This is a genomic window from Croceivirga radicis (assembly GCF_002072105.2).
In the GTDB taxonomy this organism is placed as follows: domain Bacteria; phylum Bacteroidota; class Bacteroidia; order Flavobacteriales; family Flavobacteriaceae; genus Croceivirga; species Croceivirga radicis.
Genome location: NZ_MTBC01000004.1, coordinates 198563 through 218273 on the forward strand (window position 1 = coordinate 198563; position 19711 = coordinate 218273).

Below are 19711 nucleotides of genomic sequence, written 5' to 3' on the forward strand. Positions count from 1 at the left end.
ATAACTACAAAAAAATTAATCCTCGGTGGTTAGGGTAATCCCTTCCTCGTCAATGGTAATCAGTCTCTTTTTGTAAAGTATGCCTATAGCTTTCTTAAAAGCTTTTTTACTTAGTTGCACACTTTCTTTTATTGCTTCCGGATCAGATTTATCATGCAAGGGCAAATAACCACCAGCATTTTTAACCAATTCCAAAACTTTGTTTGCATTAAAGTCTAAAGCCTCTACTCCAATGGGTTGAAGTGTTACATCAATTTTATTGTCTGGTCTTATGTTTTTGATATATCCCTTTAATTGGTCTCCTACCCTAACATTTTTAAATACATCATTGGAAAAGACCAAACCTTGATGCCGTTGATTTATAATAACTGATAAGCCCAAATCTGTCTTTTTGTAGACCATTAAGTCTACTTCTTGGTTAATTTCCAGTCCTACCTGATCATTATTTAAAAATTTATCAATTTTTGTGCTACCTACCAATCTAAAAGACTTTTCGTCTAAATAACAATGAATAACGTAATATTTTCCTGCTTCTAGTTTAATTTGTTGTTGCCTAAAGGGCACTAATAGCTGTTTCTCTAAGCCCCAATCCACAAAAGCACCAAAATCATTAACCTCCATTACTTTTAGCTTGGCAAAGCCATCTCTTATTATAAGGGGCTCAAGTGTTGTGGCAATTGGTCTTTCCATATGGTCCAAATAACAAAAAACCTTTATTTCTTGTCCTAAATCTATGCCGTCTGGAACATATTTATTGGGCAATAGGACCTCCGTACCCTCTCCATCTCCTAAAAAAACACCAACAGAGGTACTTCTTAAAACTTCTAACGTATTGTAATTTCCTAAATGAATCATATAAAAACAAAAAAACCGTGCACAAAGCACGGTTTTAATTCTGATATATTAAAATCTTAATTGTATACCGACTCTTTTTTAAAATGCTTAGCTAATTGATAGTACACAACAGCCCTATGCTTACTTTTTACAGAAGTACCATATTTGGTTACCACAGACTTAATTGCCTCCATTAACTCTGGACTATCTGCCAACCCCAATTTTTTCATCAAAAAGTTCTTCTTAACTGTCTCTAGTTCCTTATCGTCACTACCAGAAACTTTAGAGGCATCTAAGTTATAAATAGCTGGTCCTAAGCCAATAGCTACTTTAGTAAGCAAGTCCATATCTGGAGTTTCGCCGAACTTCTCTTTGATGTCTGCGGCATACTTTTCAATTAATTCATCTCTTTTACTCATGATTGTTAGTGCTATTTAAAGTTTTATATGCTTCTAAGATATGAAATCGAAATAATCAAGCAAAATTTTGTTATTAATGTTAGTAGGGGTTTTAATCTCTAATAATGAAGGTCCTTTATTTTGATTAAAAAATTCTTTTAACGAAACTATTAAGTCCTCTTTATTATTGGCAATTGAGTAATGTATACCAAATTGCTTACAAAAGTACTTAGCATCTAAATTGTGCTGCGTCTCAAAATATTTAGAAAAGGTTTCAGACTCATCAAAACCAGGTAAAATCCTAAAAATACCTCCTCCCCCGTTATTTATCAGAATAACTTTGAAATTGGATTTTACATAATTGTTCCAGAAGGCATTACTGTCATAAAAAAAACTTAGATCGCCAGTAATTAATAACGTTGGTAAGTCATAAAAAACGGCGCCTCCGACCGCTGTAGAAGTACTACCATCAATACCACTGGTTCCCCTATTGCAATAAATTGGATTGCTAGGATTAAGACTAAATAACTGGGCATACCTTACAGTAGAACTATTACTTAAATGCACTTGAATACCATTTGGTATTGCTTTTAATATGTGATAAAATGCCAAGAAATCTGAAAACGGAATTTGGTTAATATACGCTTGTCTTTTCTCTAAATGCTTTTGCATTTTGGCATTCCAAAACTCAGAATAATGGCTATTTACCGCAATATTCTCTTGAAGAAGCGTTGCCAAAAAATTATTCACGTTGGTTTTAAAATGTTGCTTTAGAGCAAAAAAAGTATCATTAGCCTTTCCTTCCCCAACATGCCAATGGGTTTTGGGCTGATAATTTCTCAAAAATGCCTTTACTTTTTTTGAAACCACTAAACCACCAAACGTTAATAGTATTTCTGGCTGTAGGTCTTGAAACAATTGGTCTTTATGTTCTGATTTTTCAATAGGAAAAATTAGACTATCAATACTTGAAATGAAATTTGGATGATGCAGGTTAGAGGTGGTCTCCGTTAGTACTAAGACACTTGAATCATTACCTAGAATTTCTAGAAATTTTTGGTCAATAAAATTAGGCGCATTAACCCCTACTAAAACAAGGTTACGCTTTGCGCTTTGCCATTCTTTAATAAACTGGTCATCAAGCAAAAAAGGCTTGTCCTGAACTGGAGATAGGGAAATAAAATTTATACGCTCAATTGGTTCTGTAGCGTAATTATACAAAGGTTCCTCAAAAGGGATGTTTATGTGAACAGGCAATTTTTCGTTTAATAAAATAGAAAAAGCATGTTCTAGAGCCTTCTTATTGCCAGTCATTACATCTGCTTGGCTTGTTAGTAACAACTCAGGCGCATAGCGTTCCAATCTTTCTATAGCATGATTTACATCTATTTTTAAATTGGCCGTGTACCCAATATGCCTATGATACACATGATCTTGTCTAATAGTTTGGCCATCGCCCACATCAATTTTATAAGGTGGCCTATCTGCAGATATGGCCAATAACGGTATTTCACTATAAAATGCTTCTGCAATAGCAGGATAATAGTTTAAAAGAGCACTGCCAGAAGTACAAACCACTGCCACAGGTTCCTGTAAATACTGTGCCATACCTAAAGCAAAAAATGCAGCACTGCGCTCATCTACAATACTATAGCATTTAAAATAACCATCATTGGTAAAACTTAGAATCAAAGGAGCATTTCTTGATCCTGGTGAAATTACTATATTCTTTACGCCATAAAATTTACAAGCTTGCACTACAGCTTGGGCCGACGGAATTTCTGATATCTTCATGTATTACAAAAATACGAATGCAGGTTGTTTTAATAAAGGTTTGTTAGGCTATAAAACTGCCAACATGGTAAGGCTTTTATTCACTGTTTCTTCCCATTCTTTTTCTGGAACGGAGCTTTCTGTAATACCACCACCAACGTATACGGTTGCCTTATTTCCTTTTAATTGCATACATCTTAAGTTGACAAATAAATCCAGTTTGTCTTTTTCCAAATTTAATGATCCCAAATAACCAGTATAATACTCCCGGTCGTACCCCTCGTTAGTAGCAATAAAAGTCTGTGCTAGCGATTTAGGTAATCCGCAAACTGCCGGAGTTGGATGCAAACCTTCTATAATTAGCGGTAATTTATCTTCACCGTCTATTTCAGCAGCAATATTGGTCTTTAAATGCCATAAATTGGCGGCCCTATAAGATTTGGTTTCCGAAATATTCAATTCTTTACAATACGGTGTCAAGGAAGCTTCAATAAATTCAGTAACCATATTTTGTTCTTCTATTTCCTTGTTGGTCCAAGATGGATTCTTAGCATCTTCTACTGGTATAGTGCCTGCGAGAGCAGTTGTTGTTAACTTGTTATTTGTAAACCCTAGCAAACGTTCGGGGGTTGCTCCCATCCATGTACCAATTTCTGGGTGAAAAAACCAATAACAAAATGCTTGGTTATATTTAGATAAAAGTTGCTGAAATATAGCGGAATGTGATTTCTTGGTGTTAACGGTAATTGACCTTGACAAAACCACTTTATTTAATTTACCATTTTTAATTTCTGAAATGGCATTCGCAATCAACCCTTTGTACCGTTCTTTAGTTTCCTGATCAAAATTAGGTTTGGTTGATGAAACCTTGTTCGCCAAGGGTTCTAAATTCACCTTAAAATTTAAAACCGTATCTGGTTTTAATAGAATTTTTTTCTTTTTGAAGTCAAAAGGCGCAAATATAAAACCCTCATCCTTAAAACTTAGCGCAAAATGCAATGTGCTATCTTTTTGAGCTATTAGAACAAGTTCTTCTGTATTTGGTAATCTGTAAAGTACAAAAGGCAATTTATCCTTTAAAAGTGTTGTAACCGTATTCCACATATTAACCTTTTGGCAAAGAAATGGTTGTTAGTTTACAATTACTTACCAATGCACCCTCTTCATTGGTTATTTTTATTTCCCATAATTGGGTGGTTCTGCCTTTGTGTATCATAGAAGCTTTGGCATAAACAAAGCCATCTCTCACACTTTTGGTATGGTTAGCACTAATTTCTAACCCACGTATCATGAACTTTTGGGCGTCTAGAAATATATAGGATGCAGCGCTTCCTACACTTTCGGCCAAAGCTACAGAGGCTCCACCATGCAATACACCATCTGGTTGGTACACTTTTGGTGTAACCGGCATTTTGGCAACAAGAAAATTTTCGCCTACATCTACATATTCAATATCCAAAGTTTCCATTAAAGTACCTTTGCATACCTCATTACATACCGCTAAAATCTTTTCCTTGTGTGCTTCCATTAATTCTTTTTTGTAAAATTACGTATTAAGAACACAAAACCCCAATAACCTAATGGATAGAAAAGTGGTTAGCTATACCAGCACCAATAATTATGAAACATTAAATAGGAATACGCCATATACCGAAAATATTTGGCTTGTTTTTCATGGTATAGGTTATTTAAGCAGGTATTTTATAAGACACTTTTCTAAATTAGATTCATTAAAGAATTACATAATAGCCCCAGAAGCCCCCTCTAAATATTATCTTAAGGATGATTACAAATACGTTGGCGCCAGTTGGCTCACAAAAGAATATACCCAGAGGGAAATCAAGAACAATTTTAATTATCTAGATGCCATTTGGGCTGAAGAACGAATAAATAAGGATAAAAAATTAGTCCTCTTTGCGTTTTCTCAAGGGGTATCTATACTATTACGATGGTTGGCCCATAGTAAAGTGCCGTGCACAGAAATAATCTTATTGGCCGGTAGTATACCAAAAGAATTGGAGCCAAAGGATTTCCAACACCTAGAAAAAACTAAAATTAAATACGGTTATGGAGTTAACGACCAGTTTATAACCGCTGAAAAAATCATGATTGAAGAAGAATTTATGAAAATCTTGTTCCCTACTGAAGTTGAAGTAATTACTTTTCCTGGAGGTCATGAAATACCAAAAAATTGGATGCAAATTGTATTTAACCCTTAATTACTTCTTTTGTCTCCAATTCTGGTTCATAATAATTTATTTTTCTAGTAATGTAGGTATTATCTGGAGTAGTAATTTTTTTAACCCAATTTTTAGGCTCATGATTGTCAAACTGAAAAACAAATCCTTTAGTAGCAACAGAATTACCTTTTCTAATAGTTGCCTTTTCTAGAATCATATTTTTATTATACGAGTATAAATGACTTTCAGTAGCCGTAAATTGTGCAGCTTTTTCGTTGAAAACGTAATGAACTTCAGATTTTAACAGTCCTTTGGGGTCATGGACGGTTTCGATCGCGGTTTTTGGGTCTCCATCTACAAATTGTTTTTCTAGAACCACCTTCAATTTTTTACCTCCCGCACCTAGTTTATAAGAAGTTCTAGTACTACTTTGTATTATCCCATTTTCAAACTTGGTAATTGTTTCTTCTCCCTTGTAGGTAGTATTTTCAAAAACTATTTCGTCTACCGCATTTTCATGAGAAGATATAATTTTAATAAGCCTGTCTTCTTTGTCATAAAAATATTCTTGGGTCTCAAAAAACTCTTTGTCGTAAGAAATAATATGTTCTATAATTTTTAAATTATCCGTAGTATCCCTTTCGTACAGATAGGCCAGTGAAGAAGCTGTATCTAACCTGTTTTCTTTATAACTTTCGTTTCTTACTTCTATTAGGGTAGATTGGTCAAACTTATAAAGTGTTACATCCCTATCCGTATTGTTGTAAACCGTAGTAGACTTTACAAGAAAACCTTCTTTATTAAACTCTAAAATTTCTTTGCCGTAATCTGTTATAATACTACATGTTTTTACCTGGCCCTTAAGATCAAAGTCATTAATTGTAAATGTTTTTAATTCTTGAGAAGCAACAAGTTTTGAAACAAACAGTAAACAAAAAAACATGTAATATTTTACCATAAAACAAAATTACATTCAATTCTTACATAACTAAAATATATATAGATTAATTGAAAAATTTTTTTTCAATTTTAAATTAAAAATATTTAGTTCAACTTGATATTCAATCTACTAAAACTGTTTTAACTATTTTAGCCAAAATTTGGATTACACTATTTATGAAAAAACTACTCTTGGCCAGCTCCATATTGGCCTTTGCTTGCAATTCTTCTCAGCAAGCAGTTACAGACAAAACAACGGCGACCATGGCAAAAGATCCGTCGCCCATTGCTAATACAATAACCGAAGAAGAACTAAAAAACCATTTGTACACCTATGCTTCAGACGAGTTTGAAGGTCGTGAGACCGGGAAACCAGGTCAGAAGAAGGCTGTAGCCTATTTGGTATCGCAATACAAAGAAATGGGAATTCCCGCTCTTAAAGAAGATGGCGACTATTTACAAAAAGTACCGTTAGCCGTTAGTAAATTACCAACTGGTAGTATTGTTGTAAATCAAAAAGAGTTTGAAATAGGTGAAGATTTTATAACATTTGACAAAGCAGTACTTAACCGTGACAATTTAGTTTATGTGGGTTACGGCATAGATACCGAATCGTATTCTGATTATGTTGGACTTGATGTAAAAGATAAAATTGTTTTGGTAAAATTTGGAGAGCCCAAAAATTCTGAGAACAATTACATCCTGTCTGGTAATACAGAAAAATCAGAATGGAGCAACATGTCAGAATCTATGGGTCTAAGATTAGAGGCCGCCATTAAAAATGGTGCCGCCGGTATTCTATATTATGATTCTGCCAATTATGCGCGTTTTAAGCAATACTACAATTACATGAAAACCAATAATAGTGGTAAAATGGAATTGAAAGCTGCCAAAAACGACAACTTCATAATTCTTTTAAATACGAATCTTGCAAAAAGTATTTTACCCAATATAGAAACAATAGCCGAACCGCAAATTTTAGAAACAAAAATTGATTTGCGCATAAAAAGTGGAGATGAGGCAGTTGACTCTGAAAATATTGCTGCAATTATAAAAGGAAAAAGCAAACCAAATGAGTATTTGATTTTATCTTCTCACTTAGACCATATAGGAGTGAGTGCCAATGGCGACATAAATAATGGCGCAGATGACGATGGGTCTGGTACGGTGGCATTATTAGAACTTGCACAAGCTTTTAAAACAGCAGCAGATAAAGGTGAAGGTCCTGAGCGCTCAATTATTTTTTTACATGTAACAGGCGAAGAAAAAGGATTATTAGGTTCTAAATATTACACAGATCATGAACCACTGGTACCCTTAGAAAATACCGTTGCCAACCTAAATATTGATATGATTGGTAGAATTGACCCAAAAAGAACTGGCGATAGAAATTACATTTATTTGATAGGCTCTGACAAATTAAGTACGGAATTACATGATTTGTCTGAGGCAACCAATAAAAAGTATACCCAATTAGAGTTGGATTACACTTATAATGATGAAAATGACCCTAATCGTTTTTACTACCGAAGTGATCATTATAATTTTGCTAAAAACAACATTCCTATTATCTTTTATTTTAATGGTACCCATGCGGACTATCATAGACCAAGTGATACCCCAGACAAGATAAATTATGATTTATTGAAGAATAGAACTCAATTGGTATTCTATACCGCTTGGGAAATAGTCAATAGGCCAAACCGTTTAGTGGTAGATAAAATTGAATAAACTAGTTAAGAAATAAAAACAAAAAAGCCCAACCTAAGTTGGGCTTTTTTTATGGGTGGAAGACCGGGTTCGAACCGGCGACCTCCGGAACCACAATCCGGCGCTCTAACCAACTGAGCTACAACCACCATTTAAAGCGGATGCAAAGGTAATTAAATTTTTAAAAATCTATAAAATATTTACAGGTAATTACACTAAAAAAAATTATTAATTTGATGTTGAAGTAATTACACCATAATGACAACTAAAAATAATTTCAAATCAAATTTTAAATATGGGTTTATTCTCATAATATATTTTCTAGTTGTCCAAACTTTGGTTGCTCAGGAAAGTATTAATGAATATGATTTTTTTACAGATAATACAAATCAATTAGACCCGAAATATATTGATGAACAATACACCAATGTTTACAAACTATTAGAGAAATATCCAGATAGTGCTTACAAAATGGGGTTAAAGCTAATTGATTTAAGCACTAAAGCCAATTATGCCATTGGTAAGGCCAAAGGAAACGAATTGGCAGGAAGGGCACTTGTTGTTTTAGGTAAATTCAAAGAGGGCCGTAAACATGCGGATATAACTTTAAAAATTGCACAGCAAACAAATGCACATCAACTTTTCTTATTTGCTCTAAATATAAAAGGTGCATCTTATTTTAGAAATAAAGAATTTGATAAAGTTTTTGAAATTAACAGGAAAGGTTATGAATATGCTTTAAAACATAATCTAAAAGATAAGCAGAAGCTCTTTACTATAAATGCTGCCTCCCTTCTATCTCAAATAGGAGATACGGACCAAGCCTTACTTTTTTTTAAAGAAAGCCTAGGCTTGTTAGACAATAAAGATGATTATGAACGTGCTCAAGTACGTTATTTTATGAGTCAATTATACACAAATAAAGACAGCCTAAATCAAGCTAGAGCCTTAGCACTTAAAGCACAAAAATACTTTAGCAATCAGAAAAATGCCATGTGGGAGGCAAAAACTAGAGTCACCCTATTTGAAATTTTTAGAAAAAAGAAAAAGCTAAAAGAAGCCTTAAATCAAATAAAAATTGCAGATAGTCTTACCAAAGACTTTAGTGAGAGTAAAGTAAAAATTGACATTGCATTGGCATATGCACTAATCAATTATGATACTTCCAATACAAATTTGGCTTTTGAACAAGCCTTAAAAATAGAAGAAAGGGCAAAAGCACAAAATTATCATTCGGCATTAATTGAAACTCAGAAATTGCTTTACACGATTTACGAACAAAGAGAACAGTACAAAAACGCCAACTCTTATTATAAAAATTTCAATCAACTCCAAGATTCAATAAAAATTCAAGAAAACTCCAATAAATTAAAACTATTACTGGTCCAGAATAATTTAGAAAAAGAAAAAGAAATTATAGCGTTAGAAACTGCCGGCCGAATTCAAAAAAAAGAGAATCTTAATTATATTTTTCTCTTACTAGTTATAACATTAATTATAATCCTGGGTATAGTTCGTATAAATAATATCAACCAAAGAAAAGCGAACTTTAAACTAGCCAAACTCAACAATGACAAAGCCAAGATATTTTCAATTATTGGTCACGATTTAAAATCTCCTATTGGAACACTGCAACAACTTATGAATTTGTACAATTCTAATACCATTACTGAAAAAGAAATAAAAGAATTTGCACCAGAGTTAAAACAAAAACTCGATTATAGCGGACAAATACTTAATAACCTTCTGTACTGGTCTAGAACCCAAATGGAAGGTTTAAAAGCTACACCAACAGCATTCTATCCAACCCAAATAATTGAAAAGTACATTACGAGTTTTAATAAGAGAATAACCGAAAAGAAAATTACCATTCGCATAGAAAACCAACTAACTGAGGAAAAAGTAATTTTTATTGATGAAAATCATTTTGAAATTATTTTTAGAAACCTATTTACCAATGCCATTAAGTTTACCCCAGAAAATGGAACCGTTACTATTAACCTTTCTAATTCAGAACAAACGTTTAAACTAATGGTCATGGATACTGGAACTGGTATGAGCCAAAAAAAGGTCAATGAAATATTAAAGGGAGAATATGTTGAATCTACATACGGAACCAATAGTGAAAAAGGAACAGGTATAGGCCTAACACTATGCAAAGAACTAATTAAATTAAACAATGGCGAGCTCATTATTGAAAGTTCCTTAGGAAAAGGAAGTACCTTTAAAGCTATTTTCTATTCTAAGTAGATTAAAAACTATGTTGTTACGAAATTGCTTTATTCCTTTTACTACTAATAAGCTATGGAGAAGAATTGTTTTTACTAATTTTCTTTTAACTTCTTTTTTATTGCTGGGTCAAGAAAAATATAGAGATAGTATAAGATTAAAGTTAAAAAGCATAGAAGTTACCACTAATGACTCCCTTTATATTAGTACCCTAAATGAATACGCTAGGACTTTTATACAAGAAAACAATGATAGCTTACTGTTTTATGCGGAATTGTTAGGTGAAAAAAGTAGGGCATCCCACAACATTCTTGGTCAGGCCATGTCTTTCCTAAATAAGGGTACCGCTTTTGCAACAGTTGGTAAATTTAAAGAAGCAGAAATAGAATTGACCAAAGCCCTGCGCTTTGGTAAAACAACAAATAACGGTATTATACTTTTAAAAATTTATAATGCAATAGCGTTAAACAATTTTTTATTAAAAGATTATACCAAAGCTTTTACCTATGCACAAGAAGGGCTATATCTAGCTAAAAAGGAGAATAATAAAGAAATGATTGTTCTTTTCAATATGAACATTGGTGCCATATTTGGCATTCTAGAAGACAATGACGTTGCACTACCCTACTTTAAAGAAGCATTAAAATTTGCGGACGAACCCAGCCAAGAGTTTACCAAAGCAATGGTAAACACAAATATGGCAAGACTTTATGAAAAAATAGATAGTTTGGAAATAGCTAGCAATATTGTTGACTTGGCAACTTCTACAATGAAGCAATTAGGCGCAAAATCTTGGCTTAGCTATAATTATATTACTAATGCCCATATAGCTTTAAAAAGAGATAGTTTAGACAAGGCCGCGGATTACCTTGAAAAGAGCAATAGATTATCTAAAGAATTAGAAGACAATGAACTTCTTGCAGAAAATTACTTAGCGCTATCCCGATTAGCCATCGCAAATAGCCAGCTTTCCATAGCCAAAGAACATGCTAAAACAGCCATGGTTTATGCAGAAAGTGCAAATAGCATTGCCAACCGAATTACAGGAGAGAAGCTATTGTATCAAATTGCATTAGAACAAAATGATACCAAAGCAGCTTTAACGCATTTAGAATCCTATCAAAAACTATCAGAATTACAAATAGAAACCAATGTGCATTCTAAATTGTTATTGTTAGAAGCAACTAGCAGGTTTCAAAAAGATAAGCAACTTGTAGTAGAAACTAGGACACAGCAAGAGGAAGAGCAAAGCAACACTTTGGTAATAGTTGGCATAATACTATTTTGCCTCTTACTTTTATTATTTTTTGGTTTTTGGAACCATAAGAGAAAAATTGAAGAGAACAAAAAGTTAGACCATGTGGTAAACGAAAAGCAAAAGATTTTTTCAATTATTGGGCATGATCTAACCTCACCTTTGAACACGCTCCAACAGAGCATAGAACTTTATAAATCTAAATATATTACAGAAGAAGATTTAAGAAACACGTTGGATAGAATGAAGGGTGGCATAAACCACAGTAGCTTTACCCTTAAGAATATGCAATACTGGGCAAAGTCTCAAATTGGTGAACTTAAACCAGACCCAACAGAAATAAATCTAGAAGACATCTTATTACAATGTATCTCTCACTTTAAGAGTCAAATAGATGAAAAGAACATTGAACTAGAATATGAGTTGGCTAGACATTATGTAGTATTTGACAAAGAACATTTAATTGTAGTATTAGAAAATCTTATTTCTAATGCCATTAAGTTTACCCCTACTTCTGGCAAAATATCTTTAAAAATAAAAACCAATAATTCTAATGTAATATTTAGCATTTGCGATAAAGGGGTAGGGATCTCCGCGACTACTATAAAAGAAATTAGAGAAGCAGAAATGGTTAATCCCTATCCTGGAACCAATCTAGAAAAAGGTACGGGTATTGGTTTAAAAACTGCATTGATCTTAATAGACCTAAACAAAACTAAGTACACAATAGATAGTAAAATTAATAAGGGTACTTGTATTAGTCTACTTTTCAACGCTATTTAATTGAATTAAATAAATATGGTAACTTTAAACTAAGTACTTATTGCAAGTAATGAATCCAAGTTTTATACTAAAAATTATATGTCTTTATGTTCTTCTTCTATCTGCTCCAATAATGAGCGCTCAAGATAGCAGTGGATTAAGAAATGAACCCTATGTAGATTTACTTTTATCCGTTTCTAAAAAATATCGTTTTAGACAACCAGACAGTGTTCTTATTTACGCTCAAAAGGCATTAGGTATTAGTAAGAAACTCAACTATAAAAAAGGAGAGTTATTGGCCTTAAATGGTATTGCGGGGTATTACACAGATATTGGGGATAATGATAATGCATCTCGCTATTACAACCGCATCAACGAATTTATAAAACAAGAAAAAGATGATGCGGTAAAGGTAGAATTTTATAAGACGTTTGCCATACAATCTATTATTTCAGGAAACGAGGAAAAAGCATTGGAACTGTCCTTTAAGGCAATTAATATTTGCAAAAAAAGAGGGTTCGCGGCAGAAGAAGCAACCATAAGGCATAATTTAGGTTATATGTATACGGGTATTGGTATGTATTCTGAAGCAGACGTCCAATACCATCTTGCAGATAGTTTGCATTTAAGTATAAATAATTTTTCTCAAGCAGCTAGATCAAAATCCAATATTGCATTGAACGCTTTAAAAGTTGACAATTTTTTAAAAGCCAAAACGTATGCCTTTACAAGTCTTAAACAATTTATTAGCGATAACGACCCACTTTGGTCTAGTAGAAGCTATAGAAGTCTTGGCAACTACTATTTTAAAATCAATAGTTTGGACAGTGCTGCTTATTATACCTTTAAATCTGATAGCATTTTAAAGTTAACCGTTAATCCTTATGATTGGGTATTGGTTGGGAACCTATTAAGTAAGATTAATTTAAAACGTGGCGATTTGGCTTGCGCTACATTTTATGCAGATTCTACACAAAAACTAGCATCTCAATTAAAAGATACTTCTGGCATTATAGAATCTCTGCAAACAAAATTTAAAATTGCAATGAAAAATAATGCTACCAAAAAAGCCCTAGAATATAAATTGGAAGCAGAAAAATTGAGTAATAAACTAGATTATAATCGAAGAATAGTAAGACTGGGGTTGATTAAAACTAATTTAGACTTAAAAAGCCAAGAAGAATTGATTGCCCTAGAAAACGAAAGAATAAAATCTCAAAACCAATACGTTAAACTAGCTTCTTTTTTTCTTTTAATCATAATTATTGGCATAGGAATAATATTCTATAATAAAATCTTAGCTCAACTAAAAAAACAAGAGAACTTGGTTGTGCAGAATACGCAAAAAGCGGAGATGTTCTCTAAAATTGGAAAAAACCTAGAATCGCCTATCGAAAACCTTAAAGTTTTCTTGTCCAATTCAGAAATGGATAAACTAAATGCAGAACAATTAGAAAAAACCATCTCTGATTTAAAACAAAAACTAGATAAAAGCGAAACCGAACTCACTACCTTATTACACTGGGCTAAATCTAACTTAGAAAACAATCAAAATACATCTGACAAGGTTGAAATAACCTCATTTTTATCAAAAGCTTTAGAAGAATACAGTAAACTACCAGAAAGTATTTCCTTTGAGTTTAAGGTTTTAGCAAACAATATAACACTAGAATTAAATAAAAAACATCTAGCACTTGTCATTAAAAACACTTTAAAAATCTTTACTGAAGATGCTTTAACAAGCCAAAAATTAATAATAGAACAGCTGGTAGAAAACAACAAACTAACATTAAAATTTTATCTAAAAAATTTAATCAAAAATCATCGGCAAGAAAAAGCAATCAATCAAAAAATACGTAATTTAGACTTAAATATTATAGGAGATTTAACTACGAAAAACAACGGAGAAATACTTGTAGATTATCATCAAAAAGCACAAATAAAACAGCTTAGATTAAAATTTCCAATGGTTTAATCTTCCTGCATTCCATCGATTAAATACTAATATTACCTGTCAAAACACACAAATAATCCAAGTTCACAACATTTATTTTCAATACTTGTATTAGTAAAATAGATTTGTTTATGAATTTATTGACCTACAATTGGAACAAAAAATAGTCCCTAATTACTACGCCAAAATTTTGGTATTACAACTCTTGATAGTATTGTTAAGTGGGCAATACGCTTTGGGTATTTCCAATATAGACCAAAGTACCAAAGACAGTCTTTCGCTCAAAATCAAAAGTTTTAAAAATAAAGGGTTAGATAATAGTGAAAATACAGCATACATAGATGCCGTATTAGCTTTAGCCAAAGAATATAGATACTACAATGTTGACAGCTTATATAACTTAACCAGAAAAGCTCAGAAACTTTTAATCCACGCAGACCATCCAAAAGGCAATTATAATGTCTATTTTAACTATGGTGTATATTATTCAGACAAAGGGGCGTTTCCTAAAGCCATAGAAAACCTAAACAAAGCACTAGATATAGCCTATAATTTGGATGACGATAAATTAATAGCTAGCGCTTTAAATAGATTGGCATCGCAATACCAATATGGTGGCGATTATGAAAAATCTTTAATGAATTATTTAAAAGGCCTAGACTTTGCCAAAAAAAGCCAAGACAATGATATCCTATCTATTATAAATGAGAATATAGCACACCTCTACGCTTCCCAACAGGAATATGACATTGCATTGGATTTTTACAAAGAAGTTACGGAAATAAACAAAAAACTGAATAATCCAGTAGTTACTGCGCAAACCTTAAGCAATTTAGCCTCTATTTACACAGAAATTGGAGATACCAAACAGGCAATGTTTCACATTAACCAGAGCATTAACACTTTTGAGCAAGAAGAAGTTTATGATTGGTTGGCCTATTCTTATAGTGTAAAAGGCGAAATTTATTTAAAAGAAGGAAAAGAGAAATGGGCGCTATATTGGTTAGACCAAAGCAAACTGCTTTACAACAATAATTTAGATGATAAACGGGGAGAAATTGCGCTTTACAATAATCTTTCCTTGGCTTACATGGGAACGGGTTCTGATAGTTTGGCTACAGATTATGCCCTAAAGGGACTAGACATTGCAAAGGATATACAGTCTAAAGAAGGTCAAATAGACTGCGCGGAAACCTTATACAAAATTTTTAAAGAAAAAGAAGATTATAAAAGAGCGCTGTGTTATCATGAAATCTTTACTTCACTATCAGACACCTTGGCTAAAGAGTCTAATACAAAAAGTTTAAAATTATTTAAAACCCAACTAAAATATGACCAGCAGAAAAAGGAACTAATCTTAGAAAACGAAAAAAAATTAGCCAAGCAACAAAACCTTATCACTTTAGCGCTTTTAGTGCTTATTGTATTAATAGCAGCCGCAATTCCGTTATACCTAAACCAGAAAAAACTTAAAAAACTCTATAGGGAGTTAAAAATACAAGCGGCTAGTTTAACAGAAAGAGAAAAAGAATTAGAAAGTTCTAACACCACTAAAGATAAATTATTCTCTATTGTTGGTCACGATTTACGTGGTCCTATTGGAGCCCTACAAGGATTATTAGAGATGATTATCTCTGGTGATTTAGGGCAACAAGAAGCCAATAGATTTATAAGAAAGGCCAAAACAGATGTAGATCATGTTCTATTTACTCTTAACAACATTCTTTCTTGGGGAAGAACACAATTAAATGGTGGCAATACAAGACCCACTACTACTAATATTTATAAGTTGGCAGAAAACAACTTGGACTTTCTAGATGAAATGGCGGCAGCTAAAGACATCAAAATAATCAATGACATTGCAAAAGCAAGTAATGCATTTATAGATGAAAATCAAATTGATTTAGTGTTGAGAAATCTTATTAGCAACGCTATTAAGTTTACACCGAATAATGGTTTAATAACGTTGGAGTCTGAAGAGAGTCTAAATCATATTCAAATAAAAATTAAAGATACCGGAGTTGGCATGGATAATGCTACCAAGGAGAAAATTTTTAAAGCAAATACCAATTTTACCACCTACGGCACCAACAACGAAAAAGGTACTGGTCTTGGCCTGTCTCTATGTAAAGAAATGATAGAGAAGAACAATGGTAAAATATGGGTAGAAAGTGCACCACAAAAAGGGTCCACTTTCCATTTTACAGTGCCCAAACTGTCTGAAAACCTTAAAAAAGCTAGCTGACTAAATTAGGCTATCCAAAGATTCTACCGCCACAAAACGTTCTACTGTAAACCCTTCTGCGTGCTCAACACCAATTAGCCTACCTAGGTCCCTAGCCCTATATGTTACACTTTCAATAAAGTTACTACTACTAATAGGCGTTTCTGGTTCATCACTATTGGGGTCATAGAACTGAGAAGCATACGCCCGTATGGCTTCATTCTTTTTATCCATAAAACCAGTAACATCTACAACAAAATCCGGAACCAAATTTTTCCACTGTATATAATGATAAATTAGTTTTGGCCGCCATGGAGTTTGATATTCTTTGCTACCATATAGTTTTGTTTCAATCTTTACCAAACCACTCAAAAAAGCGGCATCGCTAACTAAGGAAGCACCCTTGCCATGGTCTATATGCCTATCATCTATTGCGTTACATAAAATAATTTCTGGCTGATATTTCCTTATCATTTTAATAACGGCCAATTGATGGTCTTTATCGTTAACAAAAAAACCATCAGCAAACTCTAAATTTTCTCTAACGGCAACACCCAATATTTTAGCTGCATCTGCAGCCTCCTTGTCCCTTATTTCTGCAGTGCCCCTGGTACCCAATTCACCGCGAGTCAAATCTATAATTCCAACTTTTTTTCCTAATGAAATTTCTTTTGCAATAGTTGCGCCCGCGCCTAACTCGGCATCGTCTGGATGCGCACCAAAAACCAATATATCTAACTTCATGTTATGCTAAAACTTGGTTATTGGTTACTGTTGTTATGGCTTGGTTTATATCGGCAAGAATATCTTCATGTTCTTCAATCCCTACACTAAATCGTATTAAATTGTCCTTAATACCTTGTGCCTTCCTATCTGCCGCACTCATAAGGGAGTGTGATGTTTTGGTAGGTAACAACATAGTACTTTCAACACCGGCCAAGCTCATTGATGGTTTTATCAATTTTAAAGCTTTTAAAAATGCTGTAGCATCTATGGTTTCTAATAACTCAAAGGACAACATTCCTCCAAAACCTTTCATTTGTTTTTTAGCCAATTCATGGTCAGGATGTGATGCTAAACCTGGATAATATACCCGCTCTACGGCATCATGTTTCTCTAACATAGATGCCAATACCATGGCGTTTTTGTTTTGTTCTTTTACCCTTAACCCCATAGTTTTAAGACTACGTTCTAACAACCAAACCGTTTGGTCGCTTAGACTACCACCAAAACATATGGATGCCTGCCAAATTTTTTCTATATGTTCTTTAGAAGCGGCAACAGCACCCGCACAAATATCTGAGTGCCCACCCATATATTTTGTTGCACTATGTAGCACAATATCAATACCAAAATCTACAGGATTTTGATTAACTGGACTAGCAAACGTATTGTCAATCATACTCACGATACCCTTACTTTTGGCTAGTTTTGCTATGGCCTCAATATCCGTAATGGTTAATAAGGGGTTAGATGGAGTTTCTATATAGATTACCTTTGTGTTCTCTTTTAATTCATTAGCAAAGTCTTCCGGCTGCCAACCCGTTGTAAACGAATAAGAAATACCATATTTTTCAAATTGTGTAACGGCAAAATTATAGGTGCCGCCATAGAGCGTTTGTTGCAAAACAATATGGTCTCCCGCTTTTAAAAACGCCATTAATGCATGGCTAATAGCAGCCATACCACTACCAAAGATCATAGCAGCCTCCGTGTGTTCCAAAAGGGCTATTTTTTCGCCTAAAGCAGCTTGGTTAGGGGTATTATAATACCTAGGATACCGTTTTACCGCCACATCTTCGTATTCATAAGAAGAACTCATATATATTGGAGAAACTGCTCCTTTAAACTGTTCGTCTTTAACTTCGCCAATGTGGGTGCAGATGGTATTTAAACCTATTTTTTTCGTATCCATTTTCAATTTTTAAAACAAGCTTAAAAATACAAAAAGCATTAAACTTGAACTGTTTTCCAAGTACCTTTCTTAAACCAATAAAAAGCCAATATTACCAAAAGCACCTCTGCTAAGGTAATTGCCATAAAAACGCCAACAGGACCAAAACCTAGCCATAAAGCCAGGACGTAGGCTAAAGGCAATTGAAAAAGCCAAAAAGCAAACAAGTTTATTCTTGTTGGGGTCTGGGTATCTCCTGCACCATTGAATGCTTGGGTCATAACCATGCCGTAGGCATAAAAAACATAACCTGCTGCCATAACTTTTAAACAAAGTGAACCGTTTTCTACAACTACCGAATTGGTATTGAACCATCTTAATATGGTTTCTGAAAAAAAGAGATAAACCAAAGAAACCAACCCCATAAAAAAGGCATTGTATTTTCCCGTAATCCAAACCGAACGCTCTGCCCTTTCTGCTTTTTTAGCACCTAAATTCTGTCCTACCAAAGTTGCCGCAGCATTACTCATACCCCAAGAAGGCATTAATGTAAACATCATTACTCTTATGGCAATTGTATAACCTGCCAAAACCTCACTGCCAAATTCTGACATGATTCGCATTAAAAAAACCCAACTAGTGGTACCAATTAAAAACTGAGCAATACCACCCAGTGAAACTTTAACTAAATTGAACATCAATTTAAGGTTTATACCCAGATCAGTTATAGCCAATTTAATCTTGCCCCAACCAAAGAATAAAATTACTAGTTGAAAAAGCACAGCACTACCCCTACCAATGTTGGTAGCCATTGCCGCCCCAGTTACACCGTACTGTGGAATTGGGCCCCATCCAAAAATAAAAATAGGGTCTAATAGTATATTTAATCCGTTGGATAAGACCAACGTCCACATAGCCATACTGGCATCGCCTGCACCTCTAAAAATTGCGTTGATAAGAAATAGAAGCATAATGGTGATGTTGCCCGTTAGGAGCCATTTTGTATAGCCAGCTCCTTCCAAAATCACCTCTGGTTCTGCCCCCATTAATCTAAGAATATCTTGGTTATAGTAATAACCGATTACTCCTAACGTAATTGCAATAGCGGTGCCTAGTATAATAGCCTGAGCCGCAGACTTTTTGGCAGCTTCTATATTTTTCTCTCCCACCCTTCTGGCAACAATTGCGGTAGCTGCCATGCTAAGACCAATGGCAAGTGCATATATCAGCGTTATCACAGATTCCGTTAAACCAATTGTTGCTACTGCATTAACGCTTACTTTAGAAACGTAAGCTATGTCTACAATAGCAAAAATACTTTCCATCATCATTTCCAAAATCATAGGAATAGCTAATAGAAAGATGGCCTTTTTGATACTGCCGTTGGTAAAATCTGATTCCTTACCAGAAATAGCTGCTAAAAAAGTTTTAAAAAATGAGTGTAGTGTATTGTTTGAAGATTTCACGTGTTATAGAATTAAGAATAAAAGAATAAGTAAATGCAAACCACCACAAATGCACATTGCGTGTATTTACAACTGAATTATTACGGATTGTAT

The 19711-nt window shown here is 33.7% G+C and carries 15 protein-coding genes and 1 tRNA gene; 6 read left to right on the plus strand and 10 right to left on the minus strand.

What is annotated here, in order from left to right:
• Window positions 1-15: 15 nt before the first annotated feature.
• The 5 genes from BUL40_RS07870 to BUL40_RS07890 are packed head-to-tail and all read right to left on the minus strand — an operon-like array spanning window position 16 to window position 4533.
• Complete coding sequence (locus BUL40_RS07870) at window positions 16-855, minus strand: CvfB family protein (RefSeq protein WP_176465460.1); 840 nt, start codon at window positions 853-855, stop codon at window positions 16-18.
• A 56-nt stretch (window positions 856-911) separates the two neighbouring features.
• Entirely contained in the window at window positions 912-1253 is a 342-nt protein-coding gene (locus BUL40_RS07875; RefSeq protein WP_010517227.1) for a DUF2853 family protein, read from the minus strand.
• Window positions 1254-1286: 33 nt separating this feature from the next.
• Window positions 1287-3026 carry a 2-succinyl-5-enolpyruvyl-6-hydroxy-3-cyclohexene-1-carboxylic-acid synthase gene (gene menD / locus BUL40_RS07880; RefSeq protein ID WP_080318790.1) on the minus strand — a complete coding sequence of 580 codons (1740 nt, stop codon included), beginning with the start codon at window positions 3024-3026 and terminating at the stop codon, window positions 1287-1289.
• A gap of 48 nt (window positions 3027-3074) precedes the next feature.
• Window positions 3075-4109 (minus strand): isochorismate synthase, encoded by a 1035-nt coding sequence (locus tag BUL40_RS07885; protein WP_080318791.1) that lies wholly within the window; start codon window positions 4107-4109, stop codon window positions 3075-3077.
• A 1-nt stretch (window position 4110) separates the two neighbouring features.
• Window positions 4111-4533 (minus strand): PaaI family thioesterase, encoded by a 423-nt coding sequence (locus tag BUL40_RS07890; RefSeq protein WP_080318792.1) that lies wholly within the window; start codon window positions 4531-4533, stop codon window positions 4111-4113.
• A 52-nt stretch (window positions 4534-4585) separates the two neighbouring features.
• Here BUL40_RS07890 and BUL40_RS07895 point away from each other — a divergent pair, with 52 nt between their 5' ends.
• Window positions 4586-5224, plus strand: a complete 639-nt coding sequence (locus BUL40_RS07895) for an alpha/beta hydrolase (RefSeq protein WP_080318793.1) — start codon at window positions 4586-4588, stop codon at window positions 5222-5224.
• On the opposite strand, the gene BUL40_RS07900 is transcribed toward BUL40_RS07895, so the two are convergent.
• Window positions 5214-6143 carry a hypothetical protein gene (locus BUL40_RS07900; protein WP_080318794.1) on the minus strand — a complete coding sequence of 310 codons (930 nt, stop codon included), beginning with the start codon at window positions 6141-6143 and terminating at the stop codon, window positions 5214-5216. The genes BUL40_RS07895 and BUL40_RS07900 overlap by 11 nt on opposite strands.
• 158 nt (window positions 6144-6301) lie before the next feature.
• On the opposite strand from BUL40_RS07900, the gene BUL40_RS07905 reads away from it, so the two are divergent.
• Window positions 6302-7855 (plus strand): M28 family peptidase, encoded by a 1554-nt coding sequence (locus tag BUL40_RS07905; protein WP_080318795.1) that lies wholly within the window; start codon window positions 6302-6304, stop codon window positions 7853-7855.
• Between the two features lie 53 nt (window positions 7856-7908).
• Here BUL40_RS07905 and BUL40_RS07910 read toward each other — a convergent pair.
• Window positions 7909-7984 (minus strand) — tRNA-His (locus BUL40_RS07910).
• 186 nt (window positions 7985-8170) lie between these two features.
• On the opposite strand from BUL40_RS07910, the gene BUL40_RS07915 reads away from it, so the two are divergent.
• From BUL40_RS07915 to BUL40_RS07930, 4 genes are all read left to right on the plus strand, one after another.
• Window positions 8171-10084: a tetratricopeptide repeat-containing sensor histidine kinase gene (locus BUL40_RS07915; RefSeq protein WP_176465461.1), complete on the plus strand. Its 1914-nt coding sequence runs from the start codon at window positions 8171-8173 to the stop codon at window positions 10082-10084.
• Between the two features lie 100 nt (window positions 10085-10184).
• Window positions 10185-12101: an ATP-binding protein gene (locus tag BUL40_RS07920; RefSeq protein ID WP_176465462.1), complete on the plus strand. Its 1917-nt coding sequence runs from the start codon at window positions 10185-10187 to the stop codon at window positions 12099-12101.
• A gap of 112 nt (window positions 12102-12213) precedes the next feature.
• Complete coding sequence (locus tag BUL40_RS07925; RefSeq protein WP_080318798.1) at window positions 12214-14055, plus strand: hypothetical protein; 1842 nt, start codon at window positions 12214-12216, stop codon at window positions 14053-14055.
• A 130-nt stretch (window positions 14056-14185) separates the two neighbouring features.
• Window positions 14186-16279 carry a tetratricopeptide repeat-containing sensor histidine kinase gene (locus BUL40_RS07930; protein WP_080318799.1) on the plus strand — a complete coding sequence of 698 codons (2094 nt, stop codon included), beginning with the start codon at window positions 14186-14188 and terminating at the stop codon, window positions 16277-16279.
• Here BUL40_RS07930 and bshB1 read toward each other — a convergent pair whose 3' ends face one another.
• From bshB1 to BUL40_RS07945, 3 genes are read right to left on the minus strand one after another with little or no spacing between them, the layout of a single operon-like run.
• Window positions 16280-17002, minus strand: a complete 723-nt coding sequence (gene bshB1 / locus BUL40_RS07935) for a bacillithiol biosynthesis deacetylase BshB1 (protein ID WP_080318800.1) — start codon at window positions 17000-17002, stop codon at window positions 16280-16282.
• A gap of 1 nt (window position 17003) precedes the next feature.
• Window positions 17004-18173, minus strand: coding sequence for a trans-sulfuration enzyme family protein (locus BUL40_RS07940; protein WP_080318801.1), 1170 nt, complete (start codon window positions 18171-18173; stop codon window positions 17004-17006).
• A gap of 38 nt (window positions 18174-18211) precedes the next feature.
• Window positions 18212-19618, minus strand: a complete 1407-nt coding sequence (locus BUL40_RS07945) for an MATE family efflux transporter (RefSeq protein WP_080318802.1) — start codon at window positions 19616-19618, stop codon at window positions 18212-18214.
• Window positions 19619-19711: the final 93 nt, after the last annotated feature.